Below are 10,935 nucleotides of genomic sequence, written 5' to 3' on the forward strand. Positions count from 1 at the left end.
GATCTAGAATCTGGTCACCACGCCGATGCCTATGCCTTCGAAGCCGCCCATCGCCATCAATGCGGCCGGCGCCTCTTCGAGGCTGATCTTCTTGCCGACCAGCAGTTCGGGTTTCAGCTTGCCGGTGCGGATCATCTCCATCATCGCCTGGTAGCGGAAGGCCTGCATGCCGTGGCTGCCGCGGATTTCGAGCTCGAATGCGATCACCTTGTCCATCGGTATCTGCGGCCTGGCATGGTCGCCGAGCATCAGGCCGACCTGCACGTGGCGGCCGCGGCGGCGCAGGTTTGCGATCGAGTTGAACGAGGTACTGGGGTGGCCGAGCGCGTCCATCGACATGTGCGCGCCGCCATTGGTGATCTGCTTGACCGCCTTGACCACGTTCGGCGTCTTTGCCGCGTTGATCGTCGCCACCGCGCCGATCTTTTTGGCAAAGTCCAGCTTCTCGTCGGTGAGGTCGATGGCGACGACATTGGCGCCCATGGCGCTGGCGATCATGATCGCCGACAGGCCGACGCCGCCGCAGCCATGCACGGCAACCCATTCGCCGGGGGTCACGCGGCCCTGATCGACGATGGCGCGGAACGAGGTGACGAAGCGGCAGCCGAGGCTGGCGGCGGTGGCGAATTCCATCTCGTCGGTCAAGCGCACGAGATTGGTGTCGGCATGGTCGATGGCGACATATTCGGCGAACGACCCCCAGGCGCTGAAGCCTGGCTGGAACTGGTGCTCGCAGACCTGGTGGTTGCCCGAGGTGCATTCGAAACAGCGGCCGCAGCCGACGGCGAAAGGCACAGTGACACGCTCACCGGTCTTCCAGCGGGTCACCTGCTTGCCCACCGCGGCGACGACGCCGGCAAGCTCGTGGCCGGGCACATGCGGCAGGCGGATACCGTCGTCGTGCCCCATCCAGCCATGCCAGTCGCTGCGGCAGAGGCCGGTGGCCTCAACCTTGATGACGACGCCTTCCGGCGCCGGCGTCGGATCCGGCACGGTCTGGATCGTCGGCGCCTCGCCGAATTTTTCGAAGACGACGGCTTTCATCGGCTGTTCCTCATGACTTCATGCGATTTGCGGTCTATTCGGCATCGATCTGGTTCTCAGGCGCGGCCTTCTGGAACGCCGGCAGCGCCATGCAGGCGACATTGATGCGCGAGATCGTCGGGTAAGGCGTCATGTCGACGCCGAAACGGGCATTGCTGGTGACCTGTGCGACCAGACAGATGTCGGCCAGCCCCGGCGTGTCGCCATGGCAGAATGTCTTGGTCTCGGGCGAGGAAGCCAGAATCTTTTCAAGCGGCTGGAAGCCTTCGTTGACCCAGTGCCGGAACCAGTTGACGACATCCTGGTCGCCGGCGCCGAACAGTGTGCGCAGCGAGGTCAGCACGCGCAGATTGTTCACCGGATGGATGTCGCAGGCGATCATCTGCGCCAGCATCCTGACGCGGGCGCGGCCAGGCGCATCCTTGGGCAGCAGCGGCGGCTCAGGCGTGGTCTCGTCGAAATATTCGATGATCGCCAGCGATTGCGTCAGCAGCGTGCCGTCGTCCAGGACCAGTGCCGGCACCAGCCCTTGCGGATTGACCGCGAGGTAGGCGGGTTCGAGATGCTCGCCGTGGCGCAAATGATGCGGCACGTAGTCGTAGGACAGGCCCTTCATCTCCAGCGCGATCCGCACCCGGTAAGAGGTCGAGGAGCGGTAGTAGTTATGGAGGACGATGTCGCTCATCGGTTCATGAACTCGGTTGGCCGATGGTCAGTTCGATTTCGCCGATGCCGTCGACGCCACCGGTGATCTTTTCGCCCGGCCCGACCGCGCCGACACCGGCGGGCGTGCCGGTGAAGATCAGGTCGCCGGGCCGGAGTTCTACCGCCTCGCTGCAAATCGAGACGATGTCGGGAACCGGCCAGATCAGTTCGGCAAGGTCGCCGTCCTGCCTGATCTCGCCGTCGACCGCGAGCCAGATGCAGCCCTTGTCGGGATGACCGGATTTTTGCGCCGGAACCAGCGGGCCGCAGGGCGCTGAACGGTCGAAGGCTTTCGACCAGTCCCACGGCCTTGCCGCCTTTTTCGCCTCGTCCTGAAGGTCGCGGCGAGTCAGGTCGACGCCGACGCCGTAGCCCCAGACATGGTCCAGCGCCCGCTCGCGCGGTATGCGAAAGCCGGCTCTGCCGATCGCGACGACCAGCTCGATTTCGTGATGCAGGTTTTGGGTCAGCGGCGGGTAGGGGATCGTGGTGCCCGAACCGACTGCCGCGTCGACCACTGCGTCGCCTGGTTTGGTGAAGAAGAAGGGAGGGTCGCGCTCGTCATTGCCGAGCTCGCGGGCATGAGCGGCGTAGTTGCGGCCGACGCAGAAGATCCGGCGCACCGCAAAACGCTCCGGCGAGCCGGCCACGGCCACCGACGGGGTTGCGGGCAAGGGAAGGACGAAGCCGGTCATGCACTGTCTCTGTTCAGTGGATATGTCGCTGGCACATTCGACCGATTTGGCCGGTCGGGCAAGGCATTGCATCGCGCAAAGGCTAGGCCTGCCGCGTTGCGTCGCGGAAATCGCCGGTACATTTTGCTCTGCCGGCCAAGATGGCAATGTACTATTTGGGAACAAGCCGGCCACGGCGCGAAGCGCCTGCCGCCAACGCCTGAGACTGTCGACCGTTGGTTTCGGGGAACGGACATGACAGCCCCTTTCGGTCCGTCCCCCTACTTCGGGCGTGTCGTTATCTCGCACTTGCACAAAGCTCTGGTGCGCTGCAATATAGCTGGAGGAATGCGGCCTCCAGCCCACCTTTCGCAGGTTCAATGAAGGGACCGGCATGACGGACATCTCCGCGACGCGTCTTGTCGTGTCCAGGCCTGTGGCCGATAGCTCGGCAAGAACCAGGCTTGCCTATCTCGACGGCTGGCGCGGCCTGTCGATCGCGCTGGTGCTGATCGGCCATTTCTTCCCCGTTCCCGGCATCAATCTCGGCGTCCTGGGCGTCGAATTCTTCTTCGTGCTCAGCGGCCGGCTGATGGCCGAGATCCTGTTTGTCGAATACTATCCGCTGAAGAAATTCTTCAAGCGCCGGTTCTCCCGCATCTACCCGGCACTGCTGATTTTTGTCGTCGCCGCGATGGTTGCCCTGTCCGGCACATTCATCGCCTTCAAGTCGAAGGCGGCGCTGACGGCGCTGACGTTCACCTACAACTATGCCGGAATTCTCGTCACCCGCGCCGGCGCGCTCGACCATATCTGGTCGCTCTGCGTCGAAGAGCACGCCTATATCATCCTGGCGCTGATCAGCGTCGTCGTCTCGGGGCGGTCCCGGGTCATCATGTTGCTCGGTGCATTGTCGGTGCTGGCCATGGCAAACGGCGCCATCTCCTACTGGGTGCTCGCAATAGGCTACGAGGGCACCTATTGGCGCACCGACGTGCACATCGCCTCGATCCTGCTGTCGGCGGTGATATGCCTGCTCAAGGCCGACGACAGGCTGCCGGCGCTGCTCAAGGGGCCGCATGTCGCCCTGGCGGCCTCAGTAGTGGCTGTGCTCCTTTTCATGGCTGCCGTGCCAACCCCGATCCACTATCTGCTCGCGGTGCCGCTGCTGGCGCTCGCCGTCAATTCGCTCGACTTCAGCAGCCGGTATCTGACCGGGTTTCTATCGTCCCTGCCGATGACGATGCTGGGGCTGTGGTCGTATTCGCTCTATCTTTGGCAGCAGCCTTTTTATCAATTCGTCGACATAAAAGGCAGTTCGCCGTGGTTGATGCTGGCGGCGGCGTTCGCTTGCGCGCTGTGCAGCTACTACATCATCGAAAAGCCGGCCCGCTCCTGGCTGAACCGCAATTGGTAGGGCGAACGGCGCCCGCCGTTCAGCCGGCGATCCGTCTTGCATAATACCGCACGGCTTTCCTGCCGCCGTGGATTACCGCGTCGCCCACTTCCGCAAAGCCGATTGCGGCATGGAAGGCGTCCGAAGCCGGATTGGGTGGCTCGGCATTGACTTCGCAGGTGACGATCGCCTGGCCCGCGCGTGACGCCTGCTCGAACAGATCCTCGTACAGCCGGCGGGCATGGCCGCGCCCGCGCGCTGCGGCGGCGACCACGACGCGATCGACATAGACGAACCGCGGGAAGCGCTGGCGAAACCACAGGAAGTTCGGGCTGTCGTAGCTCGCGTGCTGGTCGAAGGTCATGATGAAGGCCTGGAGCGCACCGATACGGCGCGCGTAAAACGCTTCGCCGAGCAGGAAGGACAGGCGCTCAGGTTCGAGCCATGATAATTCCGCAGCGTGCTCGTTGTTGAGCGCGAGGATGGCGGGCTCATCCTGCGGCGAAACCCGTTCGATCGGCAAACGCACTTCGATGATGTTGTTCGATCTTCCAGGATCATGCCCGGGCAGCGGCGATGGTCGCCGCCACCAGCGCCTCGTCGGTCACGGTGTTGCGGTATTCGCGGTCGAGGTCGGTGCCGCCCATGCCGACCCCCGGGTTGCGGTAGCGCATGGCACTCGGCACGTCCTTGAGCGCGGCGAAGTGCATTTCGCTCAACCCGGTTTTCCTCCGCACCTTTCTGATGTTCTCGGGATCAAGCCCGCCGCAGCCGAGGATGATGATGCGGTCGCCGGCCTGCCTGACAAGATCGGCGAGCAGGTCAGCGCCTTCCAGTGCCGTGTCGCGCTGGCCGCTGGTCAGCACGCGGCCGACCTTGCAGCGGATCAGCGTCTCCAGCGCCTCGGTCGGGTCGCGGGTCATGTCGAAGGCGCGGTGGCAGGTGACGTTCAAGCTTCCCGCTGCCTGCGCCAGTTCGCTCATGCGCTGTTCGTCGATCGTGCCGTCGGCAGCGAGGCAACCGACGACGACACCGGCGACGCCGAGCTCGGCAAGCGCGCCGATATCGGCGAGCATCGAACGATATTCGGCTTCGCTATAGAGAAAATCGCCGCCGCGCGGCCGCACGATGACGTGGAACGGGATCGTCGCCAGCTCGAGCGCCGTGCGCACCGTGCCGAAGCTCGGTGTGATGCCGCCTTCGATCAGGCTGGCACAGAGCTCGACACGGTCGGCGCCTGCGGCTTGCGCGGCCAGCAGGCCGTCTATGCCTTCGACGCAGATCTCGATCAGCGGGAGGCGAGGACGTTCGGTCTCGGTCATGGGCGATCCGTCGATGATTTCAGCTGGCCAGCGGTAGCATCGGGCATGGTGCGATGAAAGCCGGAAGTGTTGGCTCAATGTGCTTGCGGGCGCGCCTGCCATTCCGCCGCTTGACACATTCATAACTTAAGCGTTATACGTAACTCATAGCTGGTGGGTTATTGGTTCTCATGGAGAGCGCGTTGTTGATAGCCCAGCCAAACCGCAAACAACGGGTCCGAAGTCATGACTGAAGCAACCACAATCGAAACCAAATCCATTGTCGTCGAGCGTCTGATCCCGCATGCGGCTGAAAAGATATGGCGCGCACTGACCGTGCCGCATCTAGTTGCCGAATGGCTGATGGAGAACGACTTTGCGCCTGAGCAAGGCCATCGCTTTACCTTTCGCGCGACGCCGGTGCCTGGCTGGTCCGGCGTGACGAACTGCGAGGTGCTGAAGATCGAGCCGCCACGCCTGCTAGCCTACAGATGGGGCGACGGCACCGAATCCGACAGCGGTCTGAAGACCGTGGTGACATGGTCGTTGACGCCCGAAGGTACAGCGACGCGGGTGCGCATGGAGCATTCCGGGTTCCGGTCCGAGGACGAGCGCGGCTATATCGGCATGGGAAGCGGTTGGCCGCGCATTCTCGAGCGGCTTGAGCGGGTGACTGCCTCGCAAAGCTGAAGATCCCGGCGCTCGCCTTGCCGCAACGCGGCGGCCGGCGAACTGACAGAACCAAGACATATCGAGACCCCGGATGTTCGTCGTCCGGGCTTGAAAAAACACGCCCGAAGGAGACCACTATGCAAGCACGATTGAAAAACCCGGTGATGCTCATTCCCGGCGCCTTGCAGGCGCTGCTCGCGCTGGACAAGTCGACAGAGACTGCCGACCTGTCCTATGTGACGCGCAAGCTCGTCCATTTACGCGCCAGCCAGATCAACGGATGCAGCCTCTGCGTCGACATGCATGCGCGCGAATTGAAGAAGGCCGGCGAAAAGGACGAGCGCGTCTTCACCGTGTCCGCATGGCGGGAGACACCCTACTTCACCGACGCCGAACGCGCCGCGCTGGCACTGACCGAGGCGGCAACCCGGTTGGCCGACCGGCCAGACGCGGTAACGGATGCGGTCTGGGATGAAGCCGCCCGGCACTATGACGAAAAGGCGCTTGCCGCCCTGGTCGTCCAGATTGCCCTGATCAACGCATTCAACCGGCTCAACGCAACCACCAGGCAGATGGTCGGCGCCTGGGGCTGAACGGGGCTCCCTTTTTCGCAACGGCACGTCAGATCCGCAACTCGTGAGCGTTCGCGCGGACGAAGTCGATGAAGGCCCGCAGCTTCGGCGGTACCAGGCGGCGGCTCGGATAATAGAGGTGGAGCGGCTCGTAAGCTGGACAGAAAGGTTCCAGCACCTTGACCAGCGCGCCTGAGGCGAGAAGCGGCGCGGCGAGGCCCTCGACGGCGAAGGCGAGGCCAAGCCCTTGCGCCGCGGCGGTAATGCACAGCGGAAGCGTGTTCACGACCAGACATGCGTCCGGCGTGAATGCGACTTCGCGTCCCTCCACGATGAACTCCCAGGGTGAAATCGTGCTGGTGCGGGTGAGGGCGAATGCGATGCAGCGATGGGCGGCGAGGTCTGCCGGCCGTTTCGGTGTGCCGTTGCGCGCCAGATAATCGGGGCTGCCCACCACGACCATCTGCAGGGGCCCGCCCAGGCGCGCGCCGATCATATCTCTCTCGAGAAGCTCGCCGATGCGCAGGCCGGCATCGAAGCCGTCGGCGGCGATGTCGACGAAGCTGTCGTCGAAAATCAGACTAAGCCGCACTTCGGGATAAGCATCCATGAACGGCCGCATCAATGGCTCTATCAGCAGCGGCGCGGCGATCCAGGGCAAGCTGAGGCGCAGCGTGCCGGCGGGACGATCGCGGCTCTCGCGCAGAGCCGCACCAGCCGCCCAGATGTCTTCGGCTGCCGGGCGCACATGGTCGAGGTAGTGGGCGCCAGCTTCGGTCAAGCCAACGCTGCGGGTCGTGCGGTTGAGCAGCCGCACCCCCAGGCGCTCCTCGAGCCCCTTGACCGCCTCGCTCAACGAGGCCGGAGCGACGCCGAGCTCAGCGGCGGCGCGGGTGAAGCTTTTGGCCTCCGCAACCTTGACGAAGGCGACGATGCCGCTGAATTGGTCGAGGCGCATTGTAAGGATTTTCCAAATAGCCCTGTCGAACTCTACTGGTTTTTCCGGCGAACAAAAGGCGTCATGTTGGGTCCGACGAACCGGCCTCGGGAACGGCTCGAAAAGACAAGGAAACAGGATCGATGACCAGGCTTGCTTTACTCGCCGCCGGCACTCTTCTGGCGGTGTCTGCCGCCCCGGCGCACAGCGGGCCACTGGAAGACCGCAATATCCAGCTCATCAAAGACTATTACGCAGCTTACGCGACCGGCAATCCCGAGGCCATGCGGCCCTTCCTCGCGCCCAACGTCGTGTGGCGTATTCCCGGCCATCATCCGCTCGCCGGCGACAAGCGCGGGCCGGACGAGGTGGTCGCCTTCTTCCGCGGCCTGGCCGATGGCAAGTTCAAGGCCGAGCCGATCTTCTTCCAGGCGCAAGGCGACGTCGTTGTCGACGTCCATCGCGGCTGGTCGAATGTCGGCTCAGGTCCCGAGATCGACCAGTTCTACGCGCTGATGTTCCGCATCAAGGACGGCAAGATCGCCGAGGCACAGAATTTTTTGACCGACATGTACCAGTCGGACACCTTCTACTGGGCGCATTACCCGCTGAAGCCGCTGCCCGGCCGACTGGCTGGCGAGCGCTGAGACGGCGGTCTTTCTCGCAACGCGCAGCGCTTCTCACTCCAAGCCAAAGGAGACTTGCGATGTTTAAAACCCTGACACTTGCCGTAGCAACCACCGCCGCGCTCGCCGCCTCCAATGCCGTCGCCGCACCGCGCGTCGAGCGCGTCACATTCTCCTCGCATGGTGAGCAGCTTGTCGGCGAGCTCTATCTGCCAGAGGATCTGGACGCGGCAAAACCTCGGCCGGCGCTGGTCGTGACCGGCGCCTGGATGACGGTGAAGGAACAGATGCCGGGCCGCTACGCCCGCGAGATGGCCGATCGTGGCTTCGTCGCCTTGACCTTCGATTTTCGCGGCTGGGGCGAAAGCGGCGGCATGCGCCGCCAGTACGAGGACCCTAGCGCCAAGATCGCTGACATCGAAGCGGCCGTCGCCTATCTCGCGAGCCGGCCCGAGACCGACAAAGACCGCATCGGCGGGCTCGGCATCTGCGCCAGCTCCGGCTATATGGTCACCGCTGCGGCAGGAAACGCCGCGATCAAGTCGGTCGCCCTCGTTGCGCCCTGGTTGCAGGATGCCGAAGTGGTCGAGCAGACCTATGGCGGCCGGAATGGCGTCTTCAGGCTTGAGGCCGTGGGCGATGCGGCCAAGGCTGAGTATCGCCGCACCGGCAAGCAAGCGTTCTTGCCGGCCGCGAGCCTGACCGACGAGCGCGCGATCATGTTCAAGGTGCCTTACTACACCGAACCCGATCGCGGCATGATCCCGGCGTGGCGCAACGAGGCCGATCCGGCGTTCTGGCGCGGCTGGCTGACGTTCGACGCCATCCAGGCTGCTCCGCGCCTGCACCAGCCTTTTTTGATGGTGCACAGCGAGGCGGCTGCCATTCCGAAGGGGGCGCACAAATTCTACACGCGGCTGACCAGTTCCAAGCGGGAGCTGTGGCTCGACAATGTCACCCAATTCGATTTCTACGATCGTGCCGCGCCGGTGAAGGCGGCGAGCGATGCCGCCGCCGCGCACTTCCGCGCGACGCTCGGCAGTGCGGGGGAGGCGGGACAATGAGCCTCGTCACGCGCCGGCATGTCCTGGTCTCGGCGATTTCCGCTGCGATGATTTCCGCCGTCTCGGCGCCCGCCTCGAGCGCGCCGGGAGATGCGCTGACGGTCAAAGACAGGATCGCAATCACCGAGGCAGTGGCCGGGATCGGCCTCTATGCCGACCTGCGTGAATGGAACCGGGTCAGATCCTATTTCGCGGCCCGTGTCACGACCGACTATACCAGCCTCTTCGGCGGCGAGGTCACGACCAGCGGCCGCGACGCGCTGATCGCCCAATGGCAAGGGCTGCTGCCGGGCTTCGACGCCACCCAGCACCTCATCACCAACATCATTGTCGAAGGCGCGGACAACGGTGCGGTTGCACGCAGCCATGTCCGCGCAACCCATTGGATCGGTTCCCGGTTCTGGACGGTTGGCGGCAGCTATCTCCACCGGATGGTGCGGACGCCTGAAGGCTGGCGCGTCAAGGCAATCTCCATCCGCCGCTTATACGAAGAGGGGGATCGCGCGGTGCTGGCCGCCGCCGCCGACCGGGTGAAAGCTGCGGAGTGAATCCGGTGTTCCTTGCTGGAGTGCCCGACGACCGCAGTTACTGGCGCAACACCGTGTTCTTGGTGCCCTCTTCGACCTGGTCAATGACCAGCAGCTTGACCGGATCGGCGCCGATATTGGTCGCCTGATGCCACTGCCCGATCATCTCGATGATGAAATCACCTGTTTGATAGGTGTTGCTCTTGCCGGTCTCGACATTGGTGACCTGAAGCGTGCCAGCCTCAACATAGGCATAGCGCGGAAACGGATGCTTGTGGACCGGCAAGGTGGCGCCCGGCGCGATCTGATAGGCCGAGACCAGGACCTGGACGTTCTTCTGCGGCAGCGTGATCGGCTGGCCGGATGCAGTTTCGGTGCGGGAGGCAAGCGGGGTCACGACAACCGGCGTCCCGCTGGCATCCAGCGCCTGGGCGTTATTTGCAAGCAGAACCGCCGCGAGCAGCAGCGTCGATCCCAAGATTTTTCGCATGATTCCCCCCGAGCTGCGTCAGCATTGCGCAGCAAGCATTGGCGCGCAAGCTTGTCTGTTCAAGAGCGCCTTATCCCGCTCTTCTGAACATGCCTGGGGTCATGCCATGCATAGTCCGGAAGGTACGGGAAAGATGGCTCTGGTCGGCGAAATCCGCCGCGATAGCGGCGTCGGCGAGGCCAAATCCCTGTTCGATCAGCGCGCTCGCCCGGCGCAATCGCCGGTCGCGGATATAGGCCGCCGGCGTCAGGCTAATTACCTTGTTGAAGTCGCGGATGACCTGGAACCGGGTCACGCCAGCCGCGCCGGCAAGCCGCTTGAGGTCGAGCTGCGAGCCAAGCTCGCTTTCGACAAGATCGCGGTAGAGGGAAAATCTTCGCTGCGATCCGGAGCTTTCGATCTCTTCGGCCTGTCCGCTCGAGTCGCCATGCCGAACGATCAGCCGTCGCAGCGCCACGAGCAGGGACGTCTCGGCCGTCATTGTGTCCGGGGATGTCGAGCCCTGGTGTGCTGCCGTCAATGCTGCGGCGAGACTGCTGTCTTCGATCGTCGCGCGCGAAAACACCGGAGCGCCGTCGCGGCCGAGTTCGCGGGCAAGCGCGGTCATCAGCGGCACCGAAGGATAAAACGTCCGGTAGGCCCAGCCTTCATCCGCCCCGCGTTCGCCGTCATGCCACTCCTCGGGATTGACGACGGCAATGGTGCCTGCCGGAGCGAGAACGCTTTTGCGGCCGATGCGAATGCGCTCGCAGCCAGAGGTGATCAGGGCGATCACATAGGTCGGATGCGTGTGCAGGTCGTAGCGGTGCCGGGTGAAGCGCGCCTCGAACAGGCCAAGGTCGGGGAAGCACGGATGGCGCCAGTATTTCCCGGTCTCTGCCGCTTCGTTTGTCCTTGCCATGGTCAATCCGGTTCAAGACGCCTCTC

At 63.9% G+C, this 10,935-nt stretch carries 14 protein-coding genes; 6 read left to right on the forward strand and 8 right to left on the reverse strand.

Annotated features, from left to right (window positions below; translation table 11 throughout):
• Nucleotides 1–3: 3 nt before the first annotated feature.
• The 3 genes from NKI29_RS00610 to NKI29_RS00620 are packed head-to-tail and all read right to left on the reverse strand — an operon-like array spanning nt 4 to nt 2,444.
• Nucleotides 4–1,044 (reverse strand): zinc-dependent alcohol dehydrogenase family protein, encoded by a 1,041-nt coding sequence (locus NKI29_RS00610; RefSeq protein WP_352454550.1) that lies wholly within the window; start codon nt 1,042–1,044, stop codon nt 4–6.
• Between the two features lie 34 nt (nt 1,045–1,078).
• Entirely contained in the window at nt 1,079–1,729 is a 651-nt protein-coding gene (gene maiA, locus NKI29_RS00615) for a maleylacetoacetate isomerase (RefSeq protein ID WP_352454549.1), read from the reverse strand.
• A gap of 4 nt (nt 1,730–1,733) precedes the next feature.
• Complete coding sequence (locus NKI29_RS00620) at nt 1,734–2,444, reverse strand: fumarylacetoacetate hydrolase family protein (protein ID WP_352754836.1); 711 nt, start codon at nt 2,442–2,444, stop codon at nt 1,734–1,736.
• A gap of 373 nt (nt 2,445–2,817) precedes the next feature.
• Here NKI29_RS00620 and NKI29_RS00625 point away from each other — a divergent pair, with 373 nt between their 5' ends.
• Nucleotides 2,818–3,840 (forward strand): acyltransferase family protein, encoded by a 1,023-nt coding sequence (locus tag NKI29_RS00625; RefSeq protein ID WP_352568886.1) that lies wholly within the window; start codon nt 2,818–2,820, stop codon nt 3,838–3,840.
• Nucleotides 3,841–3,859: 19 nt separating this feature from the next.
• On the opposite strand, the gene NKI29_RS00630 is transcribed toward NKI29_RS00625, so the two are convergent.
• Nucleotides 3,860–4,348 (reverse strand): GNAT family N-acetyltransferase, encoded by a 489-nt coding sequence (locus NKI29_RS00630; RefSeq protein ID WP_352795329.1) that lies wholly within the window; start codon nt 4,346–4,348, stop codon nt 3,860–3,862.
• A gap of 28 nt (nt 4,349–4,376) precedes the next feature.
• Nucleotides 4,377–5,141, reverse strand: coding sequence for a copper homeostasis protein CutC (locus tag NKI29_RS00635; RefSeq protein ID WP_352568884.1), 765 nt, complete (start codon nt 5,139–5,141; stop codon nt 4,377–4,379).
• A gap of 225 nt (nt 5,142–5,366) precedes the next feature.
• Between NKI29_RS00635 and NKI29_RS00640 the strand changes: the two genes are divergently transcribed.
• Complete coding sequence (locus NKI29_RS00640; RefSeq protein ID WP_352454545.1) at nt 5,367–5,810, forward strand: SRPBCC family protein; 444 nt, start codon at nt 5,367–5,369, stop codon at nt 5,808–5,810.
• 119 nt (nt 5,811–5,929) lie between these two features.
• A complete protein-coding gene (locus tag NKI29_RS00645; protein WP_352568883.1) occupies nt 5,930–6,385 on the forward strand; it encodes a carboxymuconolactone decarboxylase family protein in 456 nt (151 codons plus the stop codon).
• 28 nt (nt 6,386–6,413) lie between these two features.
• Here NKI29_RS00645 and NKI29_RS00650 read toward each other — a convergent pair whose 3' ends face one another.
• Entirely contained in the window at nt 6,414–7,322 is a 909-nt protein-coding gene (locus NKI29_RS00650; RefSeq protein WP_352568882.1) for a LysR family transcriptional regulator, read from the reverse strand.
• Nucleotides 7,323–7,444: 122 nt separating this feature from the next.
• Between NKI29_RS00650 and NKI29_RS00655 the strand changes: the two genes are divergently transcribed.
• From NKI29_RS00655 to NKI29_RS00665, 3 genes are read left to right on the forward strand one after another with little or no spacing between them, the layout of a single operon-like run.
• The gene (locus NKI29_RS00655; protein WP_352568881.1) at nt 7,445–7,948 is read left to right on the forward strand and encodes a nuclear transport factor 2 family protein; all 504 of its coding nucleotides are present in this window, start codon (nt 7,445–7,447) and stop codon (nt 7,946–7,948) included.
• 59 nt (nt 7,949–8,007) lie between these two features.
• Entirely contained in the window at nt 8,008–8,991 is a 984-nt protein-coding gene (locus NKI29_RS00660) for an alpha/beta hydrolase (protein ID WP_352568880.1), read from the forward strand.
• Nucleotides 8,988–9,539 carry a nuclear transport factor 2 family protein gene (locus NKI29_RS00665; RefSeq protein WP_352568879.1) on the forward strand — a complete coding sequence of 184 codons (552 nt, stop codon included), beginning with the start codon at nt 8,988–8,990 and terminating at the stop codon, nt 9,537–9,539. Before NKI29_RS00660 ends, NKI29_RS00665 begins: the two co-directional genes overlap by 4 nt.
• A gap of 37 nt (nt 9,540–9,576) precedes the next feature.
• Here NKI29_RS00665 and NKI29_RS00670 read toward each other — a convergent pair whose 3' ends face one another.
• Together NKI29_RS00670 and NKI29_RS00675 are read right to left on the reverse strand one after the other, a co-directional pair.
• A complete protein-coding gene (locus NKI29_RS00670) occupies nt 9,577–10,008 on the reverse strand; it encodes a cupin domain-containing protein (RefSeq protein ID WP_352568878.1) in 432 nt (143 codons plus the stop codon).
• 70 nt (nt 10,009–10,078) lie between these two features.
• Complete coding sequence (locus NKI29_RS00675) at nt 10,079–10,909, reverse strand: AraC family transcriptional regulator (protein WP_352568877.1); 831 nt, start codon at nt 10,907–10,909, stop codon at nt 10,079–10,081.
• Nucleotides 10,910–10,935: the final 26 nt, after the last annotated feature.

The sequence above is a fragment of the Mesorhizobium sp. M0678 genome, from assembly GCF_040320505.1.
GTDB lineage: Bacteria > Pseudomonadota > Alphaproteobacteria > Rhizobiales > Rhizobiaceae > Mesorhizobium.

Coding starts and splice junctions, on each gene's coding strand:
- NKI29_RS00610 (WP_352454550.1), bottom strand. CDS start 1,044: ATGAAAGCCGTCGTCTTCGAAAAATTCGGCGAGGCGCCGACGATCCAG.
- maiA (WP_352454549.1), bottom strand. CDS start 1,729: ATGAGCGACATCGTCCTCCATAACTACTACCGCTCCTCGACCTCTTAC.
- NKI29_RS00620 (WP_352754836.1), bottom strand. CDS start 2,444: ATGACCGGCTTCGTCCTTCCCTTGCCCGCAACCCCGTCGGTGGCCGTG.
- NKI29_RS00625 (WP_352568886.1), top strand. CDS start 2,818: ATGACGGACATCTCCGCGACGCGTCTTGTCGTGTCCAGGCCTGTGGCC.
- NKI29_RS00635 (WP_352568884.1), bottom strand. CDS start 5,141: ATGACCGAGACCGAACGTCCTCGCCTCCCGCTGATCGAGATCTGCGTC.
- NKI29_RS00640 (WP_352454545.1), top strand. CDS start 5,367: ATGACTGAAGCAACCACAATCGAAACCAAATCCATTGTCGTCGAGCGT.
- NKI29_RS00645 (WP_352568883.1), top strand. CDS start 5,930: ATGCAAGCACGATTGAAAAACCCGGTGATGCTCATTCCCGGCGCCTTG.
- NKI29_RS00650 (WP_352568882.1), bottom strand. CDS start 7,322: ATGCGCCTCGACCAATTCAGCGGCATCGTCGCCTTCGTCAAGGTTGCG.
- NKI29_RS00655 (WP_352568881.1), top strand. CDS start 7,445: ATGACCAGGCTTGCTTTACTCGCCGCCGGCACTCTTCTGGCGGTGTCT.
- NKI29_RS00660 (WP_352568880.1), top strand. CDS start 8,008: ATGTTTAAAACCCTGACACTTGCCGTAGCAACCACCGCCGCGCTCGCC.
- NKI29_RS00665 (WP_352568879.1), top strand. CDS start 8,988: ATGAGCCTCGTCACGCGCCGGCATGTCCTGGTCTCGGCGATTTCCGCT.
- NKI29_RS00670 (WP_352568878.1), bottom strand. CDS start 10,008: ATGCGAAAAATCTTGGGATCGACGCTGCTGCTCGCGGCGGTTCTGCTT.
- NKI29_RS00675 (WP_352568877.1), bottom strand. CDS start 10,909: ATGGCAAGGACAAACGAAGCGGCAGAGACCGGGAAATACTGGCGCCAT.